Source organism: Litoreibacter arenae DSM 19593 (genome assembly GCF_000442275.2).
Lineage (GTDB): Bacteria > Pseudomonadota > Alphaproteobacteria > Rhodobacterales > Rhodobacteraceae > Litoreibacter > Litoreibacter arenae.
On record NZ_KE557306.1, the window covers coordinates 686,526 to 713,390 of the forward strand.

27 protein-coding genes are annotated in these 26,865 nt (G+C 61.4%); 9 read left to right on the forward strand and 18 right to left on the reverse strand.

Features of this window, described 5'->3' with window-relative positions; genetic code table 11:
• Nucleotides 1-45 precede the first annotated feature (45 nt).
• From THALAR_RS18540 to THALAR_RS03540, 6 genes are all read right to left on the reverse strand, one after another.
• Entirely contained in the window at nt 46-189 is a 144-nt protein-coding gene (locus THALAR_RS18540; protein WP_021100106.1) for a hypothetical protein, read from the reverse strand.
• A 24-nt stretch (nt 190-213) separates the two neighbouring features.
• Entirely contained in the window at nt 214-1,212 is a 999-nt protein-coding gene (gene gap / locus THALAR_RS03520; RefSeq protein WP_040817149.1) for a type I glyceraldehyde-3-phosphate dehydrogenase, read from the reverse strand.
• 194 nt (nt 1,213-1,406) lie between these two features.
• Nucleotides 1,407-1,880 (reverse strand): peptide-methionine (R)-S-oxide reductase MsrB, encoded by a 474-nt coding sequence (msrB, locus tag THALAR_RS03525; protein WP_021100108.1) that lies wholly within the window; start codon nt 1,878-1,880, stop codon nt 1,407-1,409.
• 72 nt (nt 1,881-1,952) lie between these two features.
• Nucleotides 1,953-2,501 (reverse strand): fasciclin domain-containing protein, encoded by a 549-nt coding sequence (locus THALAR_RS03530; protein WP_021100109.1) that lies wholly within the window; start codon nt 2,499-2,501, stop codon nt 1,953-1,955.
• 127 nt (nt 2,502-2,628) lie between these two features.
• Nucleotides 2,629-3,012, reverse strand: coding sequence for a cell division protein ZapA (locus tag THALAR_RS03535; protein ID WP_021100110.1), 384 nt, complete (start codon nt 3,010-3,012; stop codon nt 2,629-2,631).
• A 3-nt stretch (nt 3,013-3,015) separates the two neighbouring features.
• Nucleotides 3,016-3,465 (reverse strand): hypothetical protein, encoded by a 450-nt coding sequence (locus THALAR_RS03540; RefSeq protein ID WP_021100111.1) that lies wholly within the window; start codon nt 3,463-3,465, stop codon nt 3,016-3,018.
• A gap of 214 nt (nt 3,466-3,679) precedes the next feature.
• Here THALAR_RS03540 and tkt point away from each other — a divergent pair, with 214 nt between their 5' ends.
• Nucleotides 3,680-5,695: a transketolase gene (gene tkt, locus THALAR_RS03545; RefSeq protein ID WP_021100112.1), complete on the forward strand. Its 2,016-nt coding sequence runs from the start codon at nt 3,680-3,682 to the stop codon at nt 5,693-5,695.
• Nucleotides 5,696-5,769: 74 nt separating this feature from the next.
• Here the strand turns inward: tkt and THALAR_RS03550 are convergent, their stop codons facing one another.
• The 4 genes from THALAR_RS03550 to purL all read right to left on the reverse strand — a co-directional run bounded on the left by THALAR_RS03550 (nt 5,770) and on the right by purL (nt 8,970).
• A complete protein-coding gene (locus tag THALAR_RS03550; protein WP_021100113.1) occupies nt 5,770-6,135 on the reverse strand; it encodes a glutaredoxin domain-containing protein in 366 nt (121 codons plus the stop codon).
• A gap of 12 nt (nt 6,136-6,147) precedes the next feature.
• A complete protein-coding gene (gene grxD / locus THALAR_RS03555) occupies nt 6,148-6,510 on the reverse strand; it encodes a Grx4 family monothiol glutaredoxin (protein WP_021100114.1) in 363 nt (120 codons plus the stop codon).
• Between the two features lie 3 nt (nt 6,511-6,513).
• Nucleotides 6,514-6,738, reverse strand: coding sequence for a BolA family protein (locus THALAR_RS03560; RefSeq protein WP_021100115.1), 225 nt, complete (start codon nt 6,736-6,738; stop codon nt 6,514-6,516).
• Between the two features lie 72 nt (nt 6,739-6,810).
• The gene (purL, locus tag THALAR_RS03565) at nt 6,811-8,970 is read right to left on the reverse strand and encodes a phosphoribosylformylglycinamidine synthase subunit PurL (protein WP_021100116.1); all 2,160 of its coding nucleotides are present in this window, start codon (nt 8,968-8,970) and stop codon (nt 6,811-6,813) included.
• Nucleotides 8,971-9,289: 319 nt separating this feature from the next.
• Here purL and THALAR_RS03570 point away from each other — a divergent pair, with 319 nt between their 5' ends.
• The 4 genes from THALAR_RS03570 to THALAR_RS03590 all read left to right on the forward strand — a co-directional run bounded on the left by THALAR_RS03570 (nt 9,290) and on the right by THALAR_RS03590 (nt 13,664).
• A complete protein-coding gene (locus THALAR_RS03570) occupies nt 9,290-10,663 on the forward strand; it encodes an aspartate aminotransferase family protein (RefSeq protein WP_021100117.1) in 1,374 nt (457 codons plus the stop codon).
• 19 nt (nt 10,664-10,682) lie between these two features.
• The gene (locus tag THALAR_RS03575) at nt 10,683-11,867 is read left to right on the forward strand and encodes a M24 family metallopeptidase (protein ID WP_021100118.1); all 1,185 of its coding nucleotides are present in this window, start codon (nt 10,683-10,685) and stop codon (nt 11,865-11,867) included.
• A gap of 4 nt (nt 11,868-11,871) precedes the next feature.
• Nucleotides 11,872-13,038, forward strand: coding sequence for an acetylornithine deacetylase (gene argE / locus THALAR_RS03580; protein ID WP_021100119.1), 1,167 nt, complete (start codon nt 11,872-11,874; stop codon nt 13,036-13,038).
• Between the two features lie 308 nt (nt 13,039-13,346).
• Nucleotides 13,347-13,664: a hypothetical protein gene (locus tag THALAR_RS03590; protein WP_154666738.1), complete on the forward strand. Its 318-nt coding sequence runs from the start codon at nt 13,347-13,349 to the stop codon at nt 13,662-13,664.
• A gap of 220 nt (nt 13,665-13,884) precedes the next feature.
• Here the strand turns inward: THALAR_RS03590 and THALAR_RS03595 are convergent, their stop codons facing one another.
• Nucleotides 13,885-14,790, reverse strand: coding sequence for a LysR family transcriptional regulator (locus tag THALAR_RS03595; protein ID WP_021100122.1), 906 nt, complete (start codon nt 14,788-14,790; stop codon nt 13,885-13,887).
• Between the two features lie 148 nt (nt 14,791-14,938).
• Between THALAR_RS03595 and THALAR_RS03600 the strand changes: the two genes are divergently transcribed.
• Nucleotides 14,939-18,346 carry an indolepyruvate ferredoxin oxidoreductase family protein gene (locus THALAR_RS03600; protein ID WP_021100123.1) on the forward strand — a complete coding sequence of 1,136 codons (3,408 nt, stop codon included), beginning with the start codon at nt 14,939-14,941 and terminating at the stop codon, nt 18,344-18,346.
• A 39-nt stretch (nt 18,347-18,385) separates the two neighbouring features.
• Here the strand turns inward: THALAR_RS03600 and THALAR_RS03605 are convergent, their stop codons facing one another.
• A complete protein-coding gene (locus THALAR_RS03605) occupies nt 18,386-18,613 on the reverse strand; it encodes a sulfurtransferase TusA family protein (protein WP_021100124.1) in 228 nt (75 codons plus the stop codon).
• Nucleotides 18,614-18,695: 82 nt separating this feature from the next.
• On the opposite strand from THALAR_RS03605, the gene THALAR_RS03610 reads away from it, so the two are divergent.
• The 3 genes from THALAR_RS03610 to THALAR_RS03620 are packed head-to-tail and all read left to right on the forward strand — an operon-like array spanning nt 18,696 to nt 21,782.
• A complete protein-coding gene (locus tag THALAR_RS03610) occupies nt 18,696-19,964 on the forward strand; it encodes a hypothetical protein (RefSeq protein ID WP_021100125.1) in 1,269 nt (422 codons plus the stop codon).
• Nucleotides 19,961-21,313 (forward strand): cytochrome P450, encoded by a 1,353-nt coding sequence (locus tag THALAR_RS03615; protein ID WP_021100126.1) that lies wholly within the window; start codon nt 19,961-19,963, stop codon nt 21,311-21,313. The genes THALAR_RS03610 and THALAR_RS03615 overlap by 4 nt, the downstream gene beginning before the upstream one ends.
• The gene (locus tag THALAR_RS03620) at nt 21,306-21,782 is read left to right on the forward strand and encodes a DUF3592 domain-containing protein (protein ID WP_021100127.1); all 477 of its coding nucleotides are present in this window, start codon (nt 21,306-21,308) and stop codon (nt 21,780-21,782) included. Before THALAR_RS03615 ends, THALAR_RS03620 begins: the two co-directional genes overlap by 8 nt.
• A gap of 565 nt (nt 21,783-22,347) precedes the next feature.
• Here THALAR_RS03620 and THALAR_RS03625 read toward each other — a convergent pair.
• The 6 genes from THALAR_RS03625 to THALAR_RS03650 form a co-directional block, all read right to left on the reverse strand.
• A complete protein-coding gene (locus THALAR_RS03625) occupies nt 22,348-22,563 on the reverse strand; it encodes a ribbon-helix-helix domain-containing protein (protein WP_021100128.1) in 216 nt (71 codons plus the stop codon).
• Nucleotides 22,560-22,733, reverse strand: coding sequence for a DUF4169 family protein (locus tag THALAR_RS03630; RefSeq protein ID WP_021100129.1), 174 nt, complete (start codon nt 22,731-22,733; stop codon nt 22,560-22,562). Before THALAR_RS03630 ends, THALAR_RS03625 begins: the two co-directional genes overlap by 4 nt.
• On the reverse strand, nt 22,730-24,121 hold the full coding sequence (fumC, locus tag THALAR_RS03635) for a class II fumarate hydratase (protein WP_021100130.1): 1,392 nt from the start codon (nt 24,119-24,121) through the stop codon (nt 22,730-22,732). The genes THALAR_RS03630 and fumC overlap by 4 nt, the downstream gene beginning before the upstream one ends.
• A 95-nt stretch (nt 24,122-24,216) precedes the next feature.
• Nucleotides 24,217-24,726, reverse strand: a complete 510-nt coding sequence (locus THALAR_RS03640) for an SspB family protein (protein ID WP_021100131.1) — start codon at nt 24,724-24,726, stop codon at nt 24,217-24,219.
• A 71-nt stretch (nt 24,727-24,797) separates the two neighbouring features.
• The gene (gene chrA / locus THALAR_RS03645) at nt 24,798-26,003 is read right to left on the reverse strand and encodes a chromate efflux transporter (RefSeq protein WP_021100132.1); all 1,206 of its coding nucleotides are present in this window, start codon (nt 26,001-26,003) and stop codon (nt 24,798-24,800) included.
• Nucleotides 26,000-26,782 (reverse strand): chromate resistance protein ChrB domain-containing protein, encoded by a 783-nt coding sequence (locus THALAR_RS03650; RefSeq protein WP_021100133.1) that lies wholly within the window; start codon nt 26,780-26,782, stop codon nt 26,000-26,002. Before THALAR_RS03650 ends, chrA begins: the two co-directional genes overlap by 4 nt.
• Between the last annotated feature and the right edge of the window lie 83 nt (nt 26,783-26,865).

Below are 26,865 nucleotides of genomic sequence, written 5' to 3' on the forward strand. Positions count from 1 at the left end.
TGCGACACAGCCAGATATATACTAGTCGGAAAGTGGATGCAGATATTACCGCCAGAATGCCATATATTCGATTAATGCCAACAGCTTGCGGCCGAGGAAGATGTGCAAATCCCAACCGAACACGAAAAAATCAGCGGCAAGGATGCCGCCGATTATAAGTGCCAGAACGATTGCCAGCTTGTTGGTCATGTAAGGCGCAGGCCCTCTGAGGTGTCAGAGGCGTCCCATCGCAGAGGCCACGTCGGCCATGCGGCATGAAAAGCCCCATTCGTTGTCATACCAAGCCAATACCCGAACCGTGCGCCCGCCGACAACCTTTGTCTGGTCCGGTGCGAAGATGGACGAATAATTGGTGTGGTTGAAGTCGATGGAGACCTTCTGCTCGGGATCATAGCTGAGCACCGCGCCCATGTGACCGGCGGCGGCTTCGCGGACAACCTCGTTCACATCCTCGACGGTGACGTCCTTGGACGCCTCGAATGTCAGGTCCACGGCGGACACGTTCGGGGTCGGGACGCGCATTGCGGTGCCGTCCAGCTTGCCTGCCAGTTCGGGCAGCACTTCGCCCAAGGCTTTCGCCGCGCCGGTGGAGGTCGGGATCATCGCCATGGCGGCTGCCCGTGCGCGGTACAGGTCGGAGTGGCGGCGGTCCAGCGTCGGCTGGTCGCCGGTATAGCTGTGGATCGTCGTCATGATCCCGCGCTCGATGCCGATGGCGTCATTCAGAACCTTGGCCAAAGGTGCCAGGCAGTTCGTGGTGCAGGAGCCGTTGGAGATCACCCGATGCTCCGGCAGCAGGTCGCGGTGGTTCACGCCATAGACGATGGTGCGGTCGACATTGCTGGCGGGGGCCGAGATCAGCACCCGTTTGGCGCCACGTGACAGATGAACTTCGGACTGCTCCTTGGAGTTGAACTTGCCGGTGCATTCCAGAACGACGTCGACGCCGCTCCAGTCCAGTTCCTCGGGGTTGTAGGTGGAAAACACTTTCATCGGGCCGCGGCCGATATCCATCGTGTCGCCGTCGACGCGCACCTCCTGGCCGAACCGGCCATGGACGCTATCATATTTCAGCAGATGCGCATTGGTTTCAATCGGGCCGGTGGCGTTGATGGCGACGACTTGTACGTCGTTTCGGGCGCTTTCGGCAATATGGGCCAGAGTACAACGGCCAATGCGGCCAAACCCGTTGATAGCTACTGTCGTCGTCATGTTCACTGGTCCCCTTACGCTCCGCTTAATCTTGTCACGGGGTATAAGGGGCGACACCACATATGGATAGGCTGATTTGGCTTAAAAAAGAGCGTGATAGCGTTAACAAGTGGACAATCTGCGAGCGCAGAATGTCGCAGTTTCCGTGTTAGCGTTAACGAATTGAGAAGATCTCTGAATCAGCCCGTGGCGATTCACTTCGCCACGAACACCAGAGACGAGCCGTTCAGACAATGCCGCTTGCCGGTCGGCGCAGGGCCGTCGTCGAAGATATGCCCCAGATGGCTGCCGCAGCGGCGGCAATGCACTTCGGTTCGACGCGTGAACAGCGTGTTGTCCGGCTTGGTGCGCACCGCATTACCGAGCGGCGCGGTGAAGCTTGGCCAGCCGGTGCCGGAGTCGTATTTGGTTTCCGACGCATAAAGCGGCAGGTCGCAGCCGCGACAGATGTAGGTGCCCGCGCGGGTCTCGTCATTGAGCGGGCTGAAATAGGGCTTTTCGGTTTTTTCCTCGCGCATCACCAGATATTGCGTGTCGGTCAGCATCGCCCGCCATTCCGCCTCGGTGCGGGTCACTTCAAAATTGCCCGTTGCCGCGCGGACTTGGCGGCTAAAGAGGGCGGCGGCAGTTGCGCTCAGCAGGAATGTGCGGCGGGTTGATCTTTGCATGACGTGTCTGTCCTGTTCCGGAGTGAAAAGGGGCGGGGGGCCGGACATGGCCACCCCACTATGCGTTTGCGCTTATTTGGGAACGAGGACCGAGTTCACCACATGGATCACGCCGTTCGACTGGTTCACGTCAGGGATGGTCACGCCAGCACCGGTGCCGCTTTCATCGACGATGTAGAGCTTGCCGCCCTTGACCGTGGCCGACAGCGTGTCGCCCGAGACGGTCAGGAATTGGTAGAAGCCGCTGTCCGAGGCTTTGGCTTTCGCCACCAGATCGGCACCCGACATCTTTCCCGCAACCACATGGGCGGTCAGCACCTTGGTCAGCATCGCCTTGTTTTCCGGCTTCAGCAGGGTCTCGACGGTGCCGGCGGGCAGGGCGTCAAAGGCGGAATTGACCGGGGCGAACACGGTGAACGGGCCGGGGCTGGCGAGCGTATCGACCAGACCGGCGGCTTTCACGGCTGCAACCAGCGTGGTGTGGTCGGCGGAGTTGACCGCGTTCTCCACGATGTTCTTGTTCTCGAACATGGGCGCGCCGCCGACATTCGGGTTGGCGGCATTTGCGGCAGCGGTCAGCGCAAGAGTTGCGGCGGTGGCGGCGAGGAAGTGTTTAAACATGTGCGTCGTCCTTTACATTGAGCGGGGCGAACTGCCCGGCCATGCAAGAACTCACGAAGGGGTGCGTGGGGAAGTTTCACGTTACCGCGAAAAAAGCGGTCACGTGTTTGTGACCGCTTCTCATGTGTCAGGCGCGTTTGGCCTCAAGTGTCTCCGCCAGCGCCTCGGACCGCGCGGCAAGCTCCGCCAGTGTGTCGGTGACCGAGCTTGGGACGACCGGCACTTCCACCTTCTCCGGCGGCGCGGATTTCAGCCGCTCCAGTTCCCCATTCAACTTGTCGAGCCGGTCTTCCGCCGCACGCAGGTCTTCCTCCAGCCCGGCGGTCTTGTCGGCCAGCATCAGACCTGCCATCAGCAGCATCCGCGTCTCGGGCATACGTCCGATCTGTTCGGCCAGCACGCTGGCTTCGTTATCCAGCAGCCTGGCGGCTGTTTGCAAGAAGTGTTCCTCGCCGGTCTGGCAGGCGACCTGAAAGGTGCGGCCGCCGATGTCGATATTGATCTCGGGCATGGCTTATCCCTCCTTAACCAGTGGCGCAATTTCGCTCAGTATGTCGTCCATCTCCGCCAGATCGGCGGCGCGGGCGGCTTGCAGGGCCTCGTTCTCGGCCTCAAGAGCGGTGTTGACGGTGCTCTCCGCGCCCTGATGTTCGGCGTTCGCGGCGCGCAATTGCCGGTTGGTTTCGCGCAAGGCCCCCATGACGGCTTGCAGGCGCTTGTTCTCGGTGTCCATCTTCTCGAGCCGGTCGGTCAGGCGGGCCACGCGGGTTTCCAGCCGTTCCATCCGCGCCAGGCTTTGCTGGCCCGCTTCCACCAGCCGGGCGTTGGTATCGCGTTCAATCTCAAGCTCTTCAACCAGTTCGGCATCCGGCGCCGCAGGGGCGCTGGCGATCTGATCGGCGCTGTAGGCTATTCGGTCCAGCGCGGTAATGATGCGCTGCTCCAGCTCGGTGACGTCTGTCATTTGTCTTCCTCGTCTCGTGGGAGGACCCGAAAGGCGGTTTATCCCGCCACGAATCAACTCCATGCCTCACAGGCTTGATTTTAACCACAGATTGCGGCGAATGCCTCCCCTTTAAGCGGATGTTGTGGCAAAGCGGCGGTCGACGCGTCTTGAACTTCGCGCCCACGCTGGTATCACCGCCCCCAACACGCACCGCCTCATAAGGATAAGAGCCTTGGATATTGCAGCCCTGCGCAAAGCCCACCCCGAACACTGGATGCGCGCTGCCGCCATCCGCACGCTGACCCTCGACGCTGTCGCGGCGGCGAATTCCGGCCACTCCGGCATGCCGATGGGCATGGCCGACGTTGCCACCGTCCTCTACGAGAAGCACCTGAAGTTCGACGCGTCCGCCCCCGACTGGCCCGACCGCGACCGCTTCATCCTGTCGGCGGGCCATGGCTCCATGCTGATCTATTCGCTGCTGCACCTGACGGGCTATTCCGACATGACGCTGGAGCAGATCAAGAACTTCCGCCAGTTGGGCGCGATCACCGCAGGCCATCCCGAATACGGCCACGCCAAGGGCATCGAGACCACCACCGGCCCGCTGGGCCAAGGCATCGCCAACGCGGTGGGTTTCGCACTGGCCGAGGAAAGCCAGCGCGCGCGCTTCGGCAAGAAGATTGTGGACCACTACACCTACTGCATCGCCGGTGACGGCTGCCTGATGGAAGGCGTCAGCCAGGAGGCCATCGGCCTTGCAGGCCGCCACGAGCTGGGCCGCCTTGTGGTGTTCTGGGACAACAACAACATCACTATCGACGGCAAAGTGGACCTGTCCGACCGCACCGATCAAGTCCAACGCTTCAAGGCGTCCGGTTGGCATGTGCAGGAAATTGACGGCCATGATCCCGAACAGATCGACGCGGCTATCGAGAAGGCCAAGAAGACCAAGAAGCCGTCGATGATCGCGTGCAAGACGCATATCGCGCTCGGCTCCTCGGCGCAGGACACTTCCAAGGGCCACGGCGCACTCACCTCGGACGAGCTGATCCGCGACACCAAGGAAGCCTATGGCTGGAGCTACGGCCCGTTCGAAATCCCCGACGACGTGAAATCCCAGTGGGAAGACATCGGCAAGCGCGGGGCAGAGGACCGCAAGGCGTGGGAAACCCGTCTGGGCGAGGTGTCGAACTCCAAGCAGAAGGAATTTGCCCGTTGCTACGCAGGTGACGCGCCGAAGAAGCTGTCCGCCACGATCAAGGCGCTGAAAAAGCAGGTTAGCGAAAGCCAGCCCAAGGTGGCCACCCGCAAAGCGTCCGAAATGGCGTTGGAGGTGATCAACCCGATCATGCAGGAAACCTTCGGCGGCTCTGCCGACCTGACTGGTTCCAACAACACTCTGACGTCGGATATGGGCGTGTTCTCCCCCGAGAACCGCAAGGGCCGCTACATGTATTACGGCATCCGCGAACACGGTATGGCAGCCGCGATGAACGGCATGGCTTTGCACGGTGGAACAAAGCCTTACGGCGGGACGTTCATGTGCTTTACCGACTACGCCCGCGGGGCCATGCGCCTGTCCGCGCTGATGGGCGTGCCGGTGACTTACGTCATGACCCATGACAGCATCGGTCTCGGCGAAGACGGCCCGACCCACCAGCCGGTGGAACACCTCGCCATGCTGCGTGCGACGCCCAACATGAACGTGATCCGCCCGGCGGATGCAGTGGAAACCGCCGAGGCCTGGGAACTGGCGCTGACGTCGAAAACCACGCCCACCGTGATGGCGCTGTCGCGCCAGAACCTGCCGACCGTGCGCAAGGATCACACGCTGAAGAACCAGACCGCGATGGGGGCTTACGTTTTGGCCGAGGCCGAGAGCAAGCGTCAGGCGATCATCATGGCCACCGGCTCCGAGGTGGAAATCGCCTTGGCCGCCCGCGAGTTGCTGGAGGCCGAGGGCATCGGCACCCGCGTCGTCTCCATGCCGTGCTGGGAATTGTTCGAGAGCCAAGACGAGAAATATCGCCGCAAGGTGTTGCCAGCTGGTCCGGTGCGTGTCGCCGTGGAGGCCGCGATCCGCTTTGGCTGGGACCGCTGGCTGTTCGGCGAGCGTGGCAAGCGCGAGAAATCCGGCTTCATCGGTATGCACGGATTTGGCGCATCAGCACCGGCGGAGGAGCTTTACAAGCATTTCGGCATCACCGCCAAGGATGTGGCCGAGAAGGTGAAGAGTCTGCTCTAAGTCGCCGCTATGGAAATAAAAAAAAGCCCGGCAGAAGCATCGCTTCGCCGGGCTTTTTTGTGTCTGCTACCCGCCTACGGGTTCATGTCCCGAAACTGCTGCGCAACGGCTTCGTCGAACGGGATTTTCTTGTCTTTCAGGATTTTGTCCAACTGCTTGGTTTTCAGCGCAGGCGTCAGGTTGAAGCTGTCACAGATGAACTGCCCGTCAATGAACAGCTGCGCCAGTTGTTGCCAGTCGGACCGCTCCTGCACGGCAGGCAGAATGCGAGGGTCACTGCTGACATCGACAGGGTGAAAGTCGATCTTCAGCGCCGCGAGAATATCCCGCGCCATCATCGATTCCGCATCCGCAGGGGACTGCACGGGGCCGTTGATGAACAGCACGACGCGATGCTCCGAGAAGATGTCGCTTAGATATTCCTCGATCTCATCGCTCATCGCGCAGCCCCCTTAGCTGTTATGTTCGCGGATCTTGTTCGCCGCGTCCTTGTCGAAGCTGACGCCGTTCTGCTCCAGCAGGGTATCCAGCTCGCCCGACAGGGTCATCTCGGTGATGATGTCGCAGCCGCCGACGAACTCGCCTTTGACGTAGAGTTGCGGGATGGTCGGCCAGTCCGAGTATTCCTTGATCCCCTGACGGATGCCGTCATCTTCCAGCACATTCACGTCCTTGTACTGGACGCCCATGTAGTTCAGCACGCCCGCCACTTTCGACGAGAAGCCGCATTGCGGCATGCTTGAGGTGCCTTTCATGAACAGCACTACATCGTTGCTGGTCACGGTGTCTTTGATCTGGGTATTAGCGTCGCTCATGTCTTACTCCGGTGCTTTCGTTGTCAGGGCCAGCGCGTGCAATTCGCCGCTGTCCACCTTGTCTTTCACAGCTGCCATCACCGCACGTTGTTGCTGCACACGGTTCTGGCCTTTGAAACTTTCATCCACCACAAGCGCCGAGAAATGTGCGCCGTCGTCGCCGTGCACCTCGATCTGCGCGTTGGGAAAACTCTCGCGGATCAGGTCTTCTATCTCTTTGGTTTGCATGGGCGCACGGGGCTCCTGTCAGGTGGTCGTTGAATAGAAGGTAGGCAGCCGCGTGGTGACTGACAACCCGTGTTAGCCCACCGCCTGCTCAAAGCTGGTGTGGTAGATTTCCGACAACTCCGCCAGCGGGGCGGAGGAGCTGCCGATCGTGACCTGATCGCCCCCGAATTTGCCGATGCTTGTCAGGGTCACACCCGCCTGTCCGGCGGCCCCCATCAAGGCTTCGGCCTTGTCGAAGGAGCAGCCGATCAGGTAGCGGCCCTGATCCTCGCCGAAGACCACTTGGGTGGTGTCATCGTCCAAGGTCAGACCGACGCCAGCAGCATCCGCCATCTCGAACGCGGCCAAGGCCACGCCGCCGTCGGACACATCGGTGCAGACGTCGATCCACTCGCGCTGCGCGCGGATGAAGTCGCCATTGCGTTTTTCGGCGTCCAGATCGACATGCGGCGCGTCGCCGTCCTCGCGGTTGAACACTTCGGCGAGCAGGGCGGACTGGCCCAGATGGCCTTCCGCGTCGCCGACCATCAACAGCACATGACCGTCGCGCACGGTGCCTGCGATGATGTCGTCCAGATGCTGGATCAGACCGACCGCGCCGATGGTCGGTGTGGGCAGGATGCCGGTGCCGTCGGTCTCGTTATAGAGCGAGACATTGCCCGAAACGATGGGCATATCCAGCGCCTTAACTGCAAGCCCTATGCCCTTGATAGCGCCTACGAATTGCCCCATGATCTCGGGCTTTTCAGGGTTGCCGAAGTTCATGTTGTCGGTGGTCGCCAGCGGCACCGCACCCACGGCGGTCAGGTTGCGGTAGGCTTCCGCCACCGCCTGTTTGCCGCCCTCGATCGGGTTCGCCTTGACGTAGCGCGGGGTCACGTCGGAGGTAAACGCCAGCGCCTTGTCGGTGCCGTGCACCCGCACGATGCCAGCGCCCGCACCGGGCGGATTGATCGTGTCGGCCATGACCTGGCTGTCATATTGCTCCCACACCCATTGCTTGCGCGCATAGTTCGGGCTGGACAGAAGTATGCGCAGCGCGTCGATGGCATCGACCTGGGGGATGTCCTCCAGCGGGGCGGGGGCAGGGGTTGCCACCCAAGGGCGGTCATATTCGGGCGCAGAGCCGGACAGCGTCTTCAGCGGCAGGTCGGCTTTGACTTCGTTGTTATGCAGGATCAGGAAACGGTCCTCGTCGATGGTCTCGCCGACGATGGCAAAATCGAGGTCCCATTTCTCGAACACCGCACGGGCCTCGGCCTCAAGTTCCGGCTTCAGCACCATCAACATGCGTTCCTGAGACTCGGACAGCATCATTTCATAGGCGCTCATGTTCTCTTCGCGCTGCGGGACTTTTTCCAGATGCAGCTTTACGCCCAAGCCACCCTTGTCGCCCATTTCCACGGCAGAGCAGGTGAGACCAGCGGCCCCCATATCCTGAATGGAAATAACCGCGCCTGTCGCCATCAATTCCAGCGTCGCTTCCATCAGGCGTTTCTCGGTGAACGGGTCGCCAACCTGCACGGTGGGGCGCTTGTCTTCAATGGTGTCGTCGAACTCCGCCGAGGCCATGGTCGCGCCGCCAACCCCGTCACGGCCGGTTTTGGCACCCAGATACACCACGGGCATGCCGACGCCGGACGCGGCGGAGTAGAAAATCTTGTCGGTATCCGCGATGCCTGCCGCAAAGGCGTTCACAAGGCAGTTGCCGTTATAGGCTGGGTGGAAGCGCACTTCGCCACCCACGGTCGGCACGCCAAAGCAGTTGCCATAACCGCCGATGCCCGCCACCACGCCGTTGACCAGCTGCTTGGTCTTGGGATGGTCCGGCTCGCCGAAGCTAAGGCTGTTCATTGCCGCAATCGGGCGCGCGCCCATGGTGAACACATCCCTAAGAATACCGCCCACACCGGTCGCAGCCCCTTGGTAGGGCTCGATGTATGACGGGTGGTTGTGGCTCTCCATCTTGAAGACGACGCATTGGCCATCGCCGATATCCACGATGCCTGCGTTCTCGCCCGGACCGCAGATCACTTGCGGGCCTTCGGTGGGCAGCGTGCGCAGCCATTTCTTGGAGGATTTGTAGGAGCAGTGCTCGTTCCACATGGCCGAAAAGATGCCGAGTTCGGTGAAGGTCGGCTCGCGGCCGATGATCTCCAGGATGCGGTCGTATTCGTCAGGCGAAAGCCCGTGCGCCGCAATCAGATCATCGGTGATTTGTGGTTCCTGCATGCTTCGACGTCCCCGGATCATTTCTGCTTGCGCACGTCATATTGCAGGAGGGCCGCAGGGGGAAGGGGGAATGGGCTGTTCTTTGAGCGCCTCACCTGTCCGGAGGCAGCAGCGCGCGTCCCCCACAAAAAAATCATTGATTTTTTTCGAGCAGGCGTGGTTCAGTCGCGGCATTACCTTGGCAATAAAGGCATTGCGCGCTGCTGCTTGGGGGAGCGGAGCCGTCTGCTCATCTTTCAGGCCGATATGGCGTGATGCGTGCAACAGGCTTCAGTCATTTGTCATCAGGCGGCGCGCCGCCAAAGCCGAAGGGTAAGCCATGCTACATAACGACAAACTCGAACAATGGGACCGCGAGAACTTCTTTCACCCGTCCACCCACCTTGCCGAATTCGCGCGGGGCAACGTGCCTCACCGGGTCGTCACCGGCGGGTCGGGGTGCCATATCGAGGACCGCGACGGCAACCGGATGCTGGATGCGTTCGCGGGGCTTTATTGCGTCAATGTCGGCTACGGGCGGTCGGAAATTGCCGAGGCCATCGCCGAGCAGGCCCGCGAACTGGCCTACTACCATTCCTATGTGGGGCACGGCACCGAGGCTTCGATCACGCTTGCGAAAATGGTGCTGGACCGTGCGCCCGATCATATGTCCAAGGTCTATTTCGGCCTGTCCGGCTCCGACGCGAACGAGACCAACATCAAGCTGATCTGGTACTACAACAACATTCTGGGCCGCCCCGAGAAAAAGAAGATCATCTCGCGCTGGCGCGGCTATCACGGGTCGGGCCTTATGACCGGCTCGCTGACGGGGCTGGAGCTGTTTCACAAGAAGTTCGATTTGCCTCTGGCGCAGGTGATCCATACCGAGGCCCCGTATTACTTCCGGCGCGACGATCCGGGACAAAGCGAAAGCGCGTTCGTCGCCCATTGCGTGTCCGAGCTTGAGGCGATGATCCACCGTGAAGGCGCCGACACTATCGCCGCGTTCATCGGGGAGCCGGTGCTTGGTACGGGCGGGATCGTGCCACCGCCCGAAGGCTACTGGCCCGCGATCCAGGAGGTTCTGGACCGCCACGACATATTGCTGGTCGCGGACGAGGTGGTCACCGGGTTCGGGCGGCTCGGGACGATGTTCGGCTCGGACCATTACGGCATGCGCCCCGATCTCATCACCATCGCGAAAGGGCTGACATCGGCCTATGCGCCGCTGTCGGGGTCGATTGTTTCCGACAAAATGTGGGCGGTGCTGGAGCAAGGCACCGACGAGAACGGCCCCATCGGGCACGGCTGGACCTACTCGGCGCATCCCATCGGGGCCGCTGCGGGCGTGGCCAACCTTGAGCTGATCGACAAGCTGGGGCTGGTCGAGAATGCGGGCACGGTTGGGGCGTATCTGAACGCTGAAATGCGCGCCGCCCTTGGCGACCACCCCCATGTCGGGGATGTGCGCGGGGAAGGGATGGTTTGCGCGGTCGAGTTCGTGGCCGACAAGCAGAGCCGCCGTTTCTATGACGCGGGCGACAAGATCGGGCCGCAGATCGCGGGCAAACTGCTGGAGCAGAACAACGTCATCGCGCGGGCCATGCCGCAAGGTGATATTCTGGGCTTCGCCCCGCCGTTTTGCCTGACCCGCGCCGAGGCCGATCAGGTGGTTGCCGCAACCTATCAGGCCGTAACTTCTGTTCTGGGCTGACGCTACGAAGGGATACATAATGGCTACGCAGAACTCCGCATTCGAGACTTCGGAATATGACCGACGCATCGCCAAAACCCGCGCGGCCATGTCCGCGGCGGGGCTGGATGCGATATTCGTCACGGACCCGTCCAATCAGGCGTGGCTGACCGGCTATGACGGCTGGTCCTTCTACGTGCATCAAGGCGTGATCCTCACCATGGAGGGCGAACCGGTCTGGTGGGGCCGTCATATGGACATGATGGGCGGCCGCCGGACCTGCTGGATGCAGCAAGACAATATCGTCGGCTATGGCGACCATTACGTGCAGTCGACGGTGATACACCCGATGCAGGATCTTGCGGCGCACCTGAAAGCACGCGGGCTGGAGCGCGCGCGTATCGGCGTCGAGATGGAGAACTACTACTATTCGGCCAAAGCCCACGCCGTCCTGACGGAGGAGTTGCCGCAAGCGCATTTGATCGACGCGACCGCGCTGGTGAACTGGCAGCGGCTGGTCAAATCCGACGCCGAGATCGCCTTCATCCGCAAGGCGGCGCGGATTTCGGAAAAGGTCGTGCAGACCGCGATCGACCGCGCGGCCCCCGGCGTGCGCAAGAACGACCTTGTGGCGGATATCATGCATGCGGGCATCTCCGGTGTTGGTGACGACTGGGGCGACTACCCCGCGATTGTGCCGCTGACCCCGTCGGGCCTCGACGCCACCGCTGCTCACCTGACATGGGACGGCGCCCCCATGCGCGAGGGGGAAGCGACGTTTTTCGAGCTGTCCGGCTGCTATCGCCGCTATCACGCGCCGCTCTGCCGCACGGTGTTTCTTGGCACGCCGCCGGATGAAATGCTCCGCACGGCACAGGCCCAGATGGAAGGGCTCGCCGCCGGTCTGGAGGCTGCGCGGGCAGGCAACCGGACCTGCGACATTGCCAATGCCTTCATGCAGGTGATGGCCAAGCACGGCATCGAGCGCTCGGGCCGCATGGGCTACGCGATCGGCCTGAGCTATCCGCCGGATTGGGGCGAGCGGACGGCCTCCATCCGCAGCGAGGACGAGACTGTCCTTGAGCCGGGGATGACATTCCATTTCATGCCCGCGCTGTGGATGGACAGCTGGGGGCTGGAGACCACCGAGACGATCCTGATCCGGGAGGATGGTGCCGCTGAAACCTTATGCGACATCGAGCGCAAACTGTTTGTGAAGGACTGACCCGATGATCGAGCAGACGACCGATATCCTGTCGGACCTGATCGCCTTTCCCACCGTGTCCGCCGACAGCAATCTGGAGATGATCGCCTATCTCGCCACCCGTCTGGAGGACTGCGGCGCACGGGTCGAAGTGCTGCTGGACGAGCGCGGGCAGAAGGCCAATCTCTTCGCCACCCTCGGGCCGGACGGCGATGGCGGCATCGTTTTGTCGGGGCACACCGATGTGGTGCCTGTCACCGATCAGGACTGGTCGAGCGATCCGTTCAGACTGTGGAAACAAGACGGCCTGCTGTTCGGGCGCGGCACCTGCGACATGAAAGGCTTTATCGCGGCCACCTTGGCGATGGCACCGCGCTATGCGCAAGGCACGCTCAACCGGCCTTTGCATTTCGCCTTTACCTATGACGAGGAGACAGGCTGCATCGGCGCGCAAAACCTTGCGCAAACCCTGATCGACCGCGAGATCAAGCCCGCCATCGCGATCATCGGGGAGCCGACGAGCATGCGGATCATCGAAGGCCACAAAGGCTGTTGCGAGTACTCGACGCATTTTCAGGGGTTGGAGGGCCACGGCTCCGCCCCGCATCTTGGGGTGAATGCCGTCGAATACGCCGCCCGCTACGTTGGCCGCCTGCTGGACCTGCGCGACGAGTTGAAATCCAGATATCCTGAAAACAGCCGCTTTGACCCGCCCTGGACCACGCTGAACGTCGGCGCGTTGAACGGCGGGACGGTGCATAACGTCATCGCCCCCAAAGCGCAGGTGGACTGGGACCTGCGTCCGGTGCAGGCCAGTGACGCGGCGTTCGTCAAGGCGCAGGTCAAGGCCTATTGCGACGACGTGCTGTTGCCCGCCATGCGCGCGGTCTATCCAGACGCCTCCATCGAAACGGAGGTCGTCGGCGAGGTCGCGGGGCTGACGCCGACCGACGATAACGAAGCCCTGCAAATCCTGTCCGCCCTGACCGGAGCCAATGGCGCCGACGTAGTGGCGTTCGGAACCGAGGCCGGTGTGTTTCAGGCCTTGGGCATGGATGTGGTGGTCTGCGGGCCCGGCTCGATCGAGCAGGCGCATAAGGCGGATGAATTCGTGGCCGTCGACCAGTTGGCGCAGTGCCTGACGATGCTGGAAAAGCTCGGTGATAAACTGTCCGCGCCGGTTGACGGATAACTCACGCAGAGCGCGCTTAAAAGGCCGAGCAAAAGCCCGTGTGCCGCGAACGGATCATCGGTGATTTGTGGTTCGTGTATGTTTCGACCTCCCCGGCGCATTTCTGCTTGCGCATGTCATATTGCAGCAGCGCCGGAAGGGAAGGGGTGAAGCTCTTCGATAGGTCACTGTCACAAATGTTGCGTTGTACTGTCGAAAAATAGCCCGATTGTTTCGCGAAACAGATCGCGCCGATGCTGTCCGCGGCGCAGTTGGCCGCCAAAACGGGTGGCATCGCACAACGCCTATTTTTATCTCACGAGACGACCATGAGCCGTCAAGTTCTTATCTTTCTTTCGCTTCTTATCCCAACGCAGGTCTATGCTTTCGATTTCGGGTTTGTTCGTGGGCCGGACTGGATGGACCAATATGTCGGCGTGCTGTTTGTCGTGACCATGGTATTTTTCGCCCTCACCATGTTGTTCAAACCTCGCGGCATACCGATGAACGAGATGTATCAGCATTTCGGGGATTTCAGCCCTGTCGGGCGGTTGGTATACGCGATTTTCGGCCTCGCCTTCGTCGGTCTGATGGGCATGGTCTTTCTTGGGATGGGACTGCAACGGGCGGCGGAGGCAAGTCTCTAGAGTTTTTGGGATTGCCTTGACGACATCGGACGACATTCAGGTTTTGCACGTCGCAAAAAAAAAGGCCGAGCATAAAGCTCGGCCGAAGTCCAACAGGGAGGTGGGAAGCGCCTCAGCGCCGCCCATGCACAAGAATTAGGCGTCAGACTGCTCTGGTTCAAGAAAAATAGGCTGAAATTAAAGCATATCGGCTATGCGCGGGGTGCATATCGAGCCTTAATCAGCCGTTTTCAATCATTTGCGCGCGTTTCTTCTGCGCGTCGATTTGGGCCACCACAAAATCGCGGAAGGCGGAAATGCGTTTGGATTGCCGCAGCTCCTCCGGGTAGGCAAGGAAAACCGGCACCGCATTCGACTCGACTTCCGGTAGCACCCGCACCAGATCGCGGTCGTCAATGGCCACGTAATCGGGCAGGACGCCGATGCCCAGATCGTTGCGCACAGCTTGCAGACAGCCGAAATAGTTGTTCACGGTCAGCAGGCTGGGCAGGTCGTAGCTCATCAATTCACGCACCATCGTGGCCCCCGCCGACACCTGTTCCGAGCTTAGGTTCTGGCAGATCAGACGGTGCTCCTGCAGATCCTCGATCGTCTGCGGCATCTCGTGGGTCTCCAGGTAGCTACGGGTCGCGTAAAGCCGCATCCGCACGGACATCAGACGTTTGCGCACCAGATCGGCCTGTGACGGCTCCTTCATCCGGATCGCCACGTCGGCTTCGCGCATGGGCAGGTCCAGAACCCGCTCGTCCAGCATCAGGTCAATGTTGAGATCAGGGTAATCCGCGTAGAAATTCGACAGGCGGGAGGCCAGCCAAAGCGTGCCGAAGCCGATGGTGGTGGTGACGCGCAGCTCGCCGAACACCTCCTCCTCGCTGTCGCGGATGCGAGCCGAGGCCGCGTCAAGCCGCTTGGTCATGGCGCGGGTGGCGTCGAACAGCAGCTCGCCTTGCTCGGTCAGGATCAAGCCGCGGGCGTGACGGTGAAACAGGTTGGTGTTCAGTGATTCCTCCAACGCGCGCACCTGACGGGACACGGCGGATTGCGACAGGTGCAGCGTGTCACCGGCATGGGTCAGGCTGCCCGCATCCGCGACGGCGTGAAAAATTCTGAGCTTGTCCCAATCCATTACGGACCCACTTTCTAAGTTAGGCGTTATAATTTCAGACCATGTAGCCCTTCGGGCTTCACCCGCAAAGAACTGTTTGCAAAAATCGGTTGATAGGTCAGCTTTTGTGACCTATGATGCCTGTAACCTGAGCACTGGGAGGCGCGACATGGGGACTCAATCCATTTCACTGAACGACCGCTTCGATCTGAGCAAATCACCCGTCTTGCTGAACGGCACGCAGGCGCTGGTGCGCCTTGTTTTGATGCAGAAGGAACGCGACCGCGCCGCAGGGCTGAACACCGCCGGGCTGGTCACAGGCTATCGCGGCTCGCCGCTTGGCGCGGTCGATTTGCAGATGTCGAAAGCGTCCAAGGTCTTGGGCGCGGCCGATATTACCTTCCAGCCGGGTTTGAACGAGGACCTTGCCGCAACCGCGATCTGGGGTGCGCAACAGGCCGAGCTGCGGGGCGAGGGGCGCTATGACGGCGTCTTCGGTCTGTGGTATGGCAAAGGCCCCGGCGTGGACCGCTCCGGCGACGTGATGCGGCACGCGAACATGGCCGGAACCTCGCCCCATGGCGGCGTGCTGATGGCGATGGGGGACGACCACACCGGCGAATCCTCCACCACCTTGCACCAGTCCGACTGGGCGATGGTCGACGCCTATATGCCCGTGCTGTCACCTGCGGGCGTTCAGGAAATTTTGGATTACGGGCTTTATGGCTGGGCCTTGTCGCGGTTCTCGGGCCTTTGGGTCGGCCTCAAGACAATGAAGGATACGATCGAGGTGACCTCGGTCGTCGATGGCCGTCCCGACCGCATGTCGTTTGTGCTGCCGGAATTCGACATGCCCGACGGCGGGCTGAACATCCGCCTCGTGGACACCCCGCAACTGCAAGAGGCGCGCGTAATCGACTACCGCAGGTTTGCGGCGGAAGCCTTTGCGAAGGCTAATAAAATTGACAAGCGCGTCTGGGGAAAACCCGGCGCGAAGATCGGCTTCGCCGCCGCCGGCAAGAACTGGCTGGATCTGCAACACGCGTTCTCTCTCTTGGGCATCGACGCGGCGGAAGCCGAGCGTCTGGGGCTTACCACCTACAAAATCGGACAGGTCTGGCCGCTGGACATGGACAGCTTCCACGACTTTGCGAAGGACCTTGATCTGGTCATCGTGGTCGAGGAAAAGCGCAAGCTGATCGAGGTGCAGGTCAAGGAGGCGTTGTTCGACGACCACCACGGCCAGCGCGTCTATGGCTGGCACAAGGGCGACACCTGGGAGCACGGCCGCAGGCTGGAGTTGTTCCCGACCCGTGCCGCCCTTGACCCGATTGATATCGCTCAGAAAATTGGCGACATCCTGATCGAGGAAGGCCGCCGCACGGATCGCATCGAAGCGGGGTTGGCGAAACTGGCAGAGGCCAAACGGTCAGACAACGCGCAGGACATCGCGGCGCGGCTGCCGTATTTCTGCTCCGGTTGCCCGCATAACTCGTCCACCAAGGTGCCCGAAGGCTCCCGCGCCTATGCGGGGATCGGCTGTCATTACATGGTGCAATGGATGGACCGTGACACCGTCGGCTTCACCCAGATGGGCGGCGAGGGCGCGAACTGGATCGGTGAGGCGCCGTTCAGCACACGCGAACACGTATTCCAGAACCTTGGCGACGGGACCTATAACCACTCCGGCATCCAGGCGATCCGCGCGGCTATCGCGGCGGGGACGAACATTACTTACAAAATTCTCTACAATGACGCGGTCGCGATGACTGGCGGTCAGCCCAATGAAGGCGATCTGGACGCGCCGCGCATCGTGGCCGAACTCAAGGCGATGGGCATCAGGAATCTGGTGCTGGTCTATGACGAGAAAGAAGATGTCGACCTGACCCAATTCCCCCGCGATCTGGAAAGCTACGAGCGGGCCGAGCTTCCTGCGGTTCAGGAAAAATTAAGCAAGGTCAAAGGTGTATCGGCCATAGTTTATGTGCAAACCTGCGCCGCCGAAAAACGCCGCCGCCGCAAACGCGGGCTGTTTCCCGACCCCGACAAGCGGGTATTCATCAACACCGATGTTTGCGAAGGCTGCGGCGATTGCGGGGTGCAGTCCAACTGCGTCTCCATCGTGCCGGTCGAAACCGAACTGGGCCGCAAGCGCGCCATCGACCAGTCGTCGTGCAACAAGGACTACTCCTGCGTCAACGGCTTCTGCCCGTCCTTCATCACCATCGAGGGGGCGGAGTTGAAGAAACAGGCCACCGCCGAGGTGGATTTGCCCGATTTGCCGGAGCCTCAATTGCCGGAAATCGACGGCACCCATAACGTCGTCATCACCGGCGTCGGCGGCACCGGTGTGGTGACCATCGGCGCGGTGCTGGCCATGGCCGCGCATATCGACGGCAAGGGTGCTGGCATGATGGAAATGGCGGGGCTGGCCCAGAAGGGCGGCGCGGTGCATATCCATTGCCGCCTTGCCAACAAACCCGGCGATATCACCGCAATCCGCGTCGCCACCGGCGAGGCCGACGCCGTGATCGGCGGTGATCTGGTGGTGACCGCAGGGGCCAAGACGCTTGGCCTGATGACCACAGGGCGCACCGGCGCGGTGGTCAACAACCACGAAATCGTCACCGGCGATTTCACCCGCGACACCGAGTTCAAGATCCCCTCCGACCGGCTTGAATTGTCGCTGGAAGCCCGCCTGCAAGACCGCGTGCAGTTCTTTGACGCATCCGATCTGGCCCGCGTGCTGATGGGCGACAGCATCTATTCCAACATGATGATTTTTGGCGCCGCGTGGCAAAAGGGTTTGCTGCCGATCAGCCATGACGCGTTGATGCAGGCCATCGAGCTGAACGGTGCCGCACCCGAGCGCAACAAACGCGCCTTCGCCCTTGGCCGCTGGGCCGCGGAGCATCCGGAGCAGGCGGCGGATTATGTCACCGATAAGGTGGTTAAGCTGCCCAAGTCGCTCGACGAGAGAATCGCCTTCCGCAGTGACCATCTGAAGGACTACCAGTCCAACAGGCTGGCCAAACGCTACGAGAAGGCGCTGGCGCAGATCGACGATCCCGCGCTGAAAGAGGCCGTGGCAAAAGGCTACCATAAGCTGTTGAGCTACAAGGACGAATACGAAGTCGCGCGGCTGCATCTCGACACCGAAGCCAAGGCGCGGGACGCCTTCGACGGCGACTTGAAGCTGACCTACCATCTGGCCCCGCCGATCTTCTCGAAGATGGGGGCCAACGGTCGTCCGGTGAAGAAGGAATACGGCGCATGGATGCAGCGCGGTTTCCGCATCCTCGCCAAGCTCAAATCCCTGCGCGGCACGCCGTTCGACCCGTTCGGCTATAGTGACGAACGCAAGATGGAACGTGCCCTCATAAAGCAATACGAGGATGACCTGCCCAAAATCCTCGCCGCCTCCAACCGCGACGCGGCCATCGCATTGGCGGAGCTGCCCTTGCAAATTCGCGGCTTCGGTCCGGTGAAAGAGGCCAACGAGGCCAAGGCCGCCAAACGGCGCGAGGAATTGTTGGCCAGCCTCAACACGACAGAGCCCGCAATGGCCGCGCAATAGCGTTTCATCTTGGCTAAAATATTCTCCCCGAAGGGCCCGTCAGGCCTTGCGCAGAAGGTAGATATGATGCGCCCCGTCCTCGGTCACGCCAACCAGCTCGTGACCAGCTTCGGCACAGAAATGCGGCATGTCGATCAGCGCCGCCGGATCGTCGGCCAGCACCCGCAACACCTGACCCGAGGCGAGCGCCTGCAACCGCTTGCGGGCCTTCAGCACAGGTAGGGGGCAAAGCAACCCCAATGCGTCGAGTTCGGCGTCATGATCCATAACCGTGATCTAGGCGACACGCGGGGCCTTGTCCATGCAAGCGCTTCTTACTTTTGCCAAAACTGCGGGCTAACGTGCGGCCATGGAAATGGCGACGGATCAAAGCGTGAAACGGCGGCGGGTGTTCTACATCCCCGGCTACGATCCTATACATCCGCGCCGCTACCGCGAGCTGTACCGCAAAGAGGGCGCGGAGCAGGCGAAGATCAGCGGATACCAGATTGATCTGAAACCGAAAGCGGAAGAGGGCGCCTATGGCTGGCACGCGTCGGCCATCATCGACGGCCAGCGCACGGAGGCACAGGTCGATGTGCTGGTCTGGTCCGATATCGTGCGCAACTCCATGTCCAACTCCATCCCCGCGACCTACTGGCAGCTGGTTCGCACCGCGTTCACGTATATCGCCACCGGCGCGTTGTTCCGGCTGATGCGTCTGCGCAAGGGGCCGATCATCGCGGCGCTCTATCCCATCGGGATGTTGCTGGGGCAATTGCTGCTGGCGTTCCTGCTGGGCCGCATTGCGGCAGGGCTGCTGGAATGGGGCGGCGAGCGGGTGCTGCGCATGGTGCTGGGCCCGCTTATCTCCGGGCAATATTTATGGATACTCAATGTATCGGGATGGGTTGTTACGGCAGGGGTGGTCGCGGTCGTTCTCCGCTGGTTCCAAAAGAAGGACGGCAAGCTCTACGCCTATTACCTGATGCATGACTACGCCTATTCCGCCCGCTACATGGGGGCCAATCCGCCCGCGTTGGAGGACCGGATGGCCGAGTTTCGCGCCACTATCGCCACCGCCCTACAAGACGACGTGGACGAGGTTCTGGTCGTCGGCCATTCCTCCGGCGCGCATCTGGCGGTGTCCATTCTGGCGGATCTGATCCGTGAAGGCGGCGTACCGGAGGATGGCCCGAAACTGGCTTTTCTCAGCCTCGGGCAGGTGGTGCCCATGGTCTCTTTCTTGCCAAAAGCCAGTAAATTACGTGGCGATCTTCATTTTCTTTCCTCCAGCGATGCGCTCACATGGATCGACGTCACAGCGCCGGGCGACGGCTGCTCCTTCGCGCTCTGCGATCCGGTGTCGGTTTCCGGCGTCGAGCCGCAGGACAAGAAGTGGCCGCTGGTTTTCTCTGCCGCCTTTACCCAGTCCCTCAGCCCCGAGAAATGGACAGAGTTGCGCTGGCGCTTCTTCCGGCTGCATTTCCAGTATCTTTGCGCCTTCGACCGGCCCAAGGATTACGACTATTTCCAGATCACCGCAGGCCCGCTGACGTTGCACGAGCGCTACCACGACCGCCCGCAATCACGCTCCCGCATCGACGTCGAGGCGTCAGGCTACACGGACATGACATGATCCCGCCCAAGCCGCCCGCGCGGCCCGAAAAGGTGTCGTTGCTGAAATATCTGCGGCTGTTCCGACAGGACATCCTGTCGGCGCAACCCGCGAAACTTTATCGCGCATGGATGGCGGAGTTCAGAACGCCGTTCTTCCGCAGCTATCTTATCAACCAGCCGTCACTGGTTAAGACAGTGTTAAATGAACGCCCCAGAGCGTTCCCCAAGTCCGATCGCATCGGTGCGGGGCTGCGACCGCTGCTGGGCAACTCGGTCTTCCTGACGAACGGTGAGGTGTGGGAACGGCAACGCCGCATCATCGACCCGGCCTTCGAGGGTGGCCGTTTGCGCGACACCTTCCCCGCGATGTGGGCCGCAGGGCAGGCGGCGGTCGCACGGCTGAAAGACGGCACGCAAGAGGTCGAGGAGGCCACCAGCTTCGCAGCAGCCGACGTGATTTTCCGCACGTTGTTCTCGATCCCCATAGAGGATCGCATCGCGCAGGCCGTGTTCACCGAGTTCCGCGACTACCAGCGCACGCAGCCGATCCTGAACCTTGCCGCCTTCGTCAAAGGCCCCGCGTGGATGCCACGTTTGCACCGCGCCAGGACCAAGCAGACCGCACGCTCCATCCGTGCGCTGATCCGGCAGTTGACCGAGACCCGCATGGCGCAGATCAAGGACGGCACCGCGCCGGACGATCTGGCGACCAAGATCATGACCACGGCGGACCCTGAGACGGGCGAGACCTTCACCACCGAGGAAATGGTCGACCAAGTCGCCATCTTCTTCCTCGCAGGCCACGAGACCAGCGCGTCGGCTCTGGCATGGACGCTGTATCTTTTGGCGCTGTTCCCCGACTGGCAGGAAAAGCTGGCCGAGGAAGCGAAGGCGCTTGATGCGGGTTGCGACTTCAAGGTGATGTCGAAACTGCGTACTTCCCGCGATGTGTTTCGCGAGGCGCTGCGGCTTTATCCCCCCGTGCCGATGATGGTGCGGGAGTCCACATGCCCCGAACGCCTCCGCGACCGCGACATACAACCCGGCGCGCAGATGGTGATCTCGCCCTGGCACCTGCACCGGCATGAACGGCTCTGGGACAATCCCGACGGGTTCGACCCCGCGCGGTGGGCCACCGAGAACGGCAAGCAATGTATGCGCGAGGCGTTCATCCCGTTCTCCAGTGGTCCGCGCGTTTGCACCGGCGCGGGGTTCGCCATGGTCGAGGGGCCGCTGCTCTTGTCCATGCTGGTGCGCAACTTCCGGTTTGAGACCACCGAGCGCACCCCTGTTCCCGTGGCGCATTTGACCGTACGCTCCAAAGACGGGATTTGGCTGAAGCTGACGAGGAGAGCGCCCGATGCCTGACTATCGCAAGGGCGTCCGACCGCCATGGGCCGTAATCACTCTCTGCTTCGTGCTTGGGCTGCCGCTTCTTGGCGCGGGCAACGCGGATCGTGTGTTCTGGCAGCTGACTTCATCAGGTGAGCCGGTGCCGGGCCGCATTGTGGAGACACGCAGTCACCGCGTCTCGCCAAGTGACGGCTACCTGACATTCACGCCACGGGTGGAGTTCACCGACCCCGGAGGAGTGCTGCGGGAGATGAGCGTGAAATCCGGCTCCAGCCACTACAACTTCCGTAAAGGTGACCGGGTAACGGTGCTGTGGCGCGCGCAAGACCAGTCGATCGCGATTCAGGTGCCGTTCAAACGACATCTCGGGCTGGCAGCCGTGATGTGGACATTTACATTTGCCGGTGCTGTCATGGTGCTGGCGTCAATCTGGTTTATTGTCGTGCGCGGATTTACGCGCATTTCACAGCTAAGACGGCCCTAACGCTACGTTAAACCGTACCCGATTCGGCGATAAATTGCTCAGAATCCTCTAATATTCGCTGAAATTCAGACCTGTAAAATACCCTATTGCACTCCAAATTTTTGATTTGACGTAGCGTCATTTTTGTCGCACAAATCAGCGCAATTATAATTTAATCGTTATTTAACAAGATGTTAATTATTTGTTAACGAATCGGTATTCTCAGGTGTGGGGAATTTTTTTTACCGTTCCCCCCTGCTTTTTACGCTCTGATCCGCAATATTCCGCTTACTGACCGAAAGGAAAGCTGCCATGACGAATATTGCCGACACCTCAGAGCCTACTAAACGCCCGTTTGGTTTGCATTGGATGCCTCACTTTCGAATCGCGATTCCAACTCTTTCACGACGTGTGCATCTGAAACGCGCTATGGTGTCCTCCAATACGCTGGAGCGCGATGAGTTGGCGGAGTTGTTCGAGGCCGATCTATCCGGTTTAAGATGTCTGAATTTGATGAAGGAACGTAAAAACGTCGTTCACTTGGAAACGGCACGCTCCAGAACGCATTTCGGTGTTGGGCGTTCGTCTAAGACGATTTCAGGTCGTTCAACACAAAGAGTCTTATAGCAGAGGCCAGCCCTAGGTCAGGTGCGCGACTCGTGTCGATTTCGGCCGCCAGATCGTTGATCGGGCGGTCTTTTTCTTTGGCGATACGGCGGAATTCATACCAGAACTCGTCCTCAAGCGACACCGATGTGCGGTGCCCCTTGAGGGTCAGGGAACGTTTCAGCGGGCGGCTCATTTGTCCAGCTTGTGACCGTCGAGTTTGGAGCGCGCAGCAAGCTGCGCCTTCATGTCAGCCTGCTTTTGCTCTTTGGTGCGCCCGAATTTGAGCGCGTTGGCATCGCCCTGTGCCCGTTTGTCAGCGCGTGTGCGTTCCTTGCGAGCCTTGCTCAGGTTCTTGGCTTTCATTTCGGTCCAATCATATCTTCCGGCCGCACCACGCGGTCGAAGGTTTCCTCGTCCACCAAGCCAAGGGCAATCGCCTCTTCCTTGAGGGTCGTGCCGTTCTTATGCGCCGTCTTGGCGACTTTGGTGGCGTTGTCATAGCCGATGGTCGGCGCCAGCGCTGTCACCAGCATCAGCGACTCTTTCATCAGCTTGTCAATGCGTTCCTTGTTGGCCAGCGTGCCGACCACCATGTTGTCGGTGAAGCTGCCCGCCGCGTCGCCGAGTAGCTGCATGGACTGGATGACGTTGTAGCTCATCATCGGGTTGTAGACGTTGAGCTCGAAATGGCCTTGGCTACCAGCCATGCCCACAGCGGCATCGTTGCCCATGACGTGGATACACACCATGGTCAGCGCCTCGGCCTGCGTCGGGTTCACCTTGCCCGGCATGATCGACGAGCCCGGCTCGTTTTCCGGCAGTATCAACTCGCCCAGACCGGAGCGGGGGCCGGAGCCCAGAAACCGCATGTCGTTAGCAATCTTGAACATCGACGCGGCGACGGTTTTCAACGCGCCGGAGAACATGACCAGGGCGTCATGGGCGGCAAGTGCTTCGAACTTGTTGGGGGCGGTCACGAAGGGCAGCCCGGTGATGGCGGCGATTTCGGCCGCGACCTTTTCTGCAAAGCCTTTGCGGGTGTTCAGGCCCGTGCCGACCGCCGTGCCGCCTTGGGCCAGCTCGTAGATGTCGGGCAGGCACATTTCGACCCGCTCGATGCCCTTTTTCATCTGGTGCGCATAGCCGCCGAATTCCTGACCCAAAGTCAACGGCGTCGCGTCCTGCGTGTGGGTGCGGCCGATCTTGATGATGTCCTTGAATTCTTCGGATTTGGCTTCCAACGCCGCGTGCAGCTTGCGCAGCCCCGGCAGCAGCGTGTCGCGGGCCACCATGCCGATAGCGACATGCATCGCGGTGGGGAAAGTGTCGTTGGAGGACTGGCCCATGTTGCAATGGTCATTGGGGTGGACGGGTTTCTTGGACCCCATCTCGCCGCCCATGATCTCGATGGCGCGGTTGGAGATCACCTCGTTCGCGTTCATGTTGCTCTGCGTGCCGGAACCCGTTTGCCAGACCACCAGCGGGAAGTTGTCGTCGAACTTGCCGTCGATCACCTCCTGCGCCGCTTGCTGGATGGCAGGCGCAAGCTCCGCATCCAGATCGCCGAACTCCAGATTGACCGTCGCGGCGGCCTTCTTGATCACCCCAAGCGCCCGCACGATGGCCACGGGCTGCTTTTCCCAGCCAATCGGAAAATTCATGATCGAGCGCTGCGTCTGCGCCCCCCAATACTTGTCGGCAGGAACCTCCAGAGGGCCAAAGCTGTCGGTCTCGGTGCGCGTGTCGGTCATGGATCGTCCTTCCAGAAAATCAGGTTTTCCCCGATGTAGCGGGGTGCGGGCAGGATGACAATCGGGGGGAGCGCACCGGTTGCGCTAACAGGCGCTCAGGTCTTGCGAAACGCGTCCAGCGAGACCACGTCGGCGTCCTTGGCGGGCTTGCCCCTGGTGTCGTCTTTGCCCGTCTCCGCCTTGTCCAGATGCAGCGCTTCGGCAAGGTCCACGTCGGGCAGGTCCACCACCTCGTGTTCCTCCTCCTCGTCGTCCTGAGACTCGAACCGCAGGCCGAATTCCACGGACGGGTCGACAAAGGTGCGGATGGCGTCGAAGGGGATCGCCAAAGGCTCCGGATTGTCGCCGAAGTTCAGGGTGATCTGGAACCCGTCCGGGGCCACGATCAGGTTGTCGAACCAGTGTTGCACAACGATGGTCATCTCGGACGGGTAGCGGTCGAACAGCCAGTCGGCCATTTCCACATCCGGATGGCGGGTGTCAAAGGTTATGAAGAAATGGTGATCGCCCGGCAGGCCGTGTGCGCCGACATCTTCCAACACTTCGGCAATAAGCCCACGCATGGCGCGATGCATCTTGTTGCCATAGTCGATCGTGTCGGACATGTCGTCTCAGCCCCGCTGTGGTTGACCTTGGGTCTTACCATGCGCGGATTCGGAGGCGAGGGAAAGGGGGGTCAACCGGACCCTGTCAAAACCAGCCCGAGCGCCGCGCAGATGGGCAAAACGACCAGCATATCCCATTTGCGCCAGAGCATGAGGGCGCTGGCGACCAGTGCGATTGCCACGGGAACTGGCTGGATGCTGCCCGTCTCGAAGAACACCGCGCCCGCGAACCACAGCCCCAGATTGGCGATGACGCCCACCACGGCGGCGGTGATCGCGGTCAGGGCACCCGACAGGCGCGGCATGTGGCCGAGGCGGTCGATATAGGGCGCGCCCGCGAAGATCCACAGAAAGCACGGCGCGAAGGTCACCCAAAGCGTGACCAGCCCCGCCAGCAGCGCCAGCGCGGTGCCGCCCGCCTTGAACCCCGCCACCATGGCGACAAATTGCGTCACCAGGATCAGCGGGCCGGGGGTGGTCTCGGCCAGCCCCAAGGCGTCGACCATCTGCGCGGTGGTCAGCCAGCCGAAATCGCCCACCACCGCTTGCGTCATATAGGCCAGCACCGCGTAGGCCCCACCGAAGGTGACGACTGCAAGGGTGGAGAAGAACACCGCCATGTCGGTGAGGATGTCGGGCGCGTAGAGCATGAGCAGCGGCAGCGGTGCGAACCAGATCAGCAGCCAGAGTGCTACAGTATTCACGGTGCGCGCGGCGGGGGTTTTCGGGGCGGGCGCTCCGCCCTCAGCCTCGCCATTCAAGGCAACGGCACCGACCGCTGCCGCCAGCACGATAACCAACGGGAACGGCGCGTTCAGCACGAACAGCGCCAAAAAGCTGGCGACCGCTATTGCGATGTGGATGGGGCCGTTCAGCGCTTTCCGCGCCACCTTGATCAGCGCTTGGATCACGATCACCACAACGCAGGCCTTCACACCGATGAACAGCGATTGCACCAGCGGGAGCTGGCCGTAGATGCCGTAGGCCAAGGCTAGTCCGACGATCACCAACGCCCCCGGCACCACGAAGAGCAGCCCCGCCAAGAGCCCGCCAGACACCCCGCGCATCCGCCAGCCTGCATAGGTGGCAAGCTGCATCGCCTCCGGACCCGGCAGCAACATGCAAAAGGATAGCGCGCGCAAGAACTGCGCCTCGGTCAGCCACGGGCGGTCCTCGACCAGCTCCTTGTGCATCAACGCGATCTGCGCCGCAGGGCCGCCGAAGGACAACAGCCCGATGCGACCAAAGACGCGCAGCATCTCGGACAGGGGGATCATGCGCCCACAGACGAAAGGTGACCCTCGCCCTGTCCGTCCCGCGCCCAACGGTAGAGCGCGTCATAGAGCGCCATGCCTGCTTCCAATTGGGCGCTGTCGTCCTTGTATTGCCGCGACAAGCCGACCGATAGGGCCAGCAATCCCGCAGCTTCCGGAGCCAGATCGTGACGGTTCGTATCCGCCGCGCGGATCACCGTGGCCATGGTTTGCAACGGCTCCGTGTCGAGCTTGAAGGCGTCCAGCATGGTGTCGAAGCTGCACCGCTCGCCGACGTGCGAAAACGCAACGCCCTCTACGTCGAACGGTGTTGCGCCGAATTTCTCGGCCACCGCCGGCACCTCGGACGGAGGGACGAACATAAACTGCGCCGACGGGTCGACAAAGCGCCGGATCAGCCATGGGCAGGCGATGCGGTCGATCTTCGGGCGGTGGCGCGTGACCCATAGCGGCGCAGGAATCGCGGCGGCAGGGATCAGCGGAAGCCCCGCATCCCGCCACGCATAAATGCCGCCTTCCAGCGCCTCTGCCGCGATGCCTTTGGCCCGCAAGAATGCCGCCGCCCCGTGGCTGAGTTTCAGGCCTTTCTGGCAGACCACCACCACAGGACCTGCGCCGTCAAAGCCGCCGATTTCAGGATGCGGCCAGCGTCGCGCGGTGGGGATCAGACGCGGATCATCCGCGAAGTCAGCGTCGATACAGACATCCAGTATGGTCGGCGCGTCGGGCGTGCCGATCAGGCGCATCAGTGCCGTGGGAGAGATTTCGGAAAAGCCAGCCATGGTAAAGTACCCCGTTTTTCGGTTTCAGAAGGGTACGAACATTCGGCTGTCGCCTCACGGGGCGTCGCGGGATCCCCATGAGG

Excerpts from the sequence above, each read along its gene's own strand:
- THALAR_RS18540 (WP_021100106.1), bottom strand. The coding sequence starts at position 189 with ATGACCAACAAGCTGGCAATCGTTCTGGCACTTATAATCGGCGGCATC.
- gap (WP_040817149.1), bottom strand. The coding sequence starts at position 1,212 with ATGACGACGACAGTAGCTATCAACGGGTTTGGCCGCATTGGCCGTTGT.
- msrB (WP_021100108.1), bottom strand. The coding sequence starts at position 1,880 with ATGCAAAGATCAACCCGCCGCACATTCCTGCTGAGCGCAACTGCCGCC.
- THALAR_RS03530 (WP_021100109.1), bottom strand. The coding sequence starts at position 2,501 with ATGTTTAAACACTTCCTCGCCGCCACCGCCGCAACTCTTGCGCTGACC.
- THALAR_RS03535 (WP_021100110.1), bottom strand. The coding sequence starts at position 3,012 with ATGCCCGAGATCAATATCGACATCGGCGGCCGCACCTTTCAGGTCGCC.
- THALAR_RS03540 (WP_021100111.1), bottom strand. The coding sequence starts at position 3,465 with ATGACAGACGTCACCGAGCTGGAGCAGCGCATCATTACCGCGCTGGAC.
- THALAR_RS03550 (WP_021100113.1), bottom strand. The coding sequence starts at position 6,135 with ATGAGCGATGAGATCGAGGAATATCTAAGCGACATCTTCTCGGAGCAT.
- grxD (WP_021100114.1), bottom strand. The coding sequence starts at position 6,510 with ATGAGCGACGCTAATACCCAGATCAAAGACACCGTGACCAGCAACGAT.
- THALAR_RS03560 (WP_021100115.1), bottom strand. The coding sequence starts at position 6,738 with ATGCAAACCAAAGAGATAGAAGACCTGATCCGCGAGAGTTTTCCCAAC.
- purL (WP_021100116.1), bottom strand. The coding sequence starts at position 8,970 with ATGCAGGAACCACAAATCACCGATGATCTGATTGCGGCGCACGGGCTT.
- THALAR_RS03570 (WP_021100117.1), top strand. The coding sequence starts at position 9,290 with ATGCTACATAACGACAAACTCGAACAATGGGACCGCGAGAACTTCTTT.
- THALAR_RS03575 (WP_021100118.1), top strand. The coding sequence starts at position 10,683 with ATGGCTACGCAGAACTCCGCATTCGAGACTTCGGAATATGACCGACGC.
- argE (WP_021100119.1), top strand. The coding sequence starts at position 11,872 with ATGATCGAGCAGACGACCGATATCCTGTCGGACCTGATCGCCTTTCCC.
- THALAR_RS03590 (WP_154666738.1), top strand. The coding sequence starts at position 13,347 with ATGAGCCGTCAAGTTCTTATCTTTCTTTCGCTTCTTATCCCAACGCAG.
- THALAR_RS03595 (WP_021100122.1), bottom strand. The coding sequence starts at position 14,790 with ATGGATTGGGACAAGCTCAGAATTTTTCACGCCGTCGCGGATGCGGGC.
- THALAR_RS03600 (WP_021100123.1), top strand. The coding sequence starts at position 14,939 with ATGGGGACTCAATCCATTTCACTGAACGACCGCTTCGATCTGAGCAAA.
- THALAR_RS03605 (WP_021100124.1), bottom strand. The coding sequence starts at position 18,613 with ATGGATCATGACGCCGAACTCGACGCATTGGGGTTGCTTTGCCCCCTA.
- THALAR_RS03610 (WP_021100125.1), top strand. The coding sequence starts at position 18,696 with ATGGAAATGGCGACGGATCAAAGCGTGAAACGGCGGCGGGTGTTCTAC.
- THALAR_RS03615 (WP_021100126.1), top strand. The coding sequence starts at position 19,961 with ATGATCCCGCCCAAGCCGCCCGCGCGGCCCGAAAAGGTGTCGTTGCTG.
- THALAR_RS03620 (WP_021100127.1), top strand. The coding sequence starts at position 21,306 with ATGCCTGACTATCGCAAGGGCGTCCGACCGCCATGGGCCGTAATCACT.
- THALAR_RS03625 (WP_021100128.1), bottom strand. The coding sequence starts at position 22,563 with ATGAGCCGCCCGCTGAAACGTTCCCTGACCCTCAAGGGGCACCGCACA.
- THALAR_RS03630 (WP_021100129.1), bottom strand. The coding sequence starts at position 22,733 with ATGAAAGCCAAGAACCTGAGCAAGGCTCGCAAGGAACGCACACGCGCT.
- fumC (WP_021100130.1), bottom strand. The coding sequence starts at position 24,121 with ATGACCGACACGCGCACCGAGACCGACAGCTTTGGCCCTCTGGAGGTT.
- THALAR_RS03640 (WP_021100131.1), bottom strand. The coding sequence starts at position 24,726 with ATGTCCGACACGATCGACTATGGCAACAAGATGCATCGCGCCATGCGT.
- chrA (WP_021100132.1), bottom strand. The coding sequence starts at position 26,003 with ATGATCCCCCTGTCCGAGATGCTGCGCGTCTTTGGTCGCATCGGGCTG.
- THALAR_RS03650 (WP_021100133.1), bottom strand. The coding sequence starts at position 26,782 with ATGGCTGGCTTTTCCGAAATCTCTCCCACGGCACTGATGCGCCTGATC.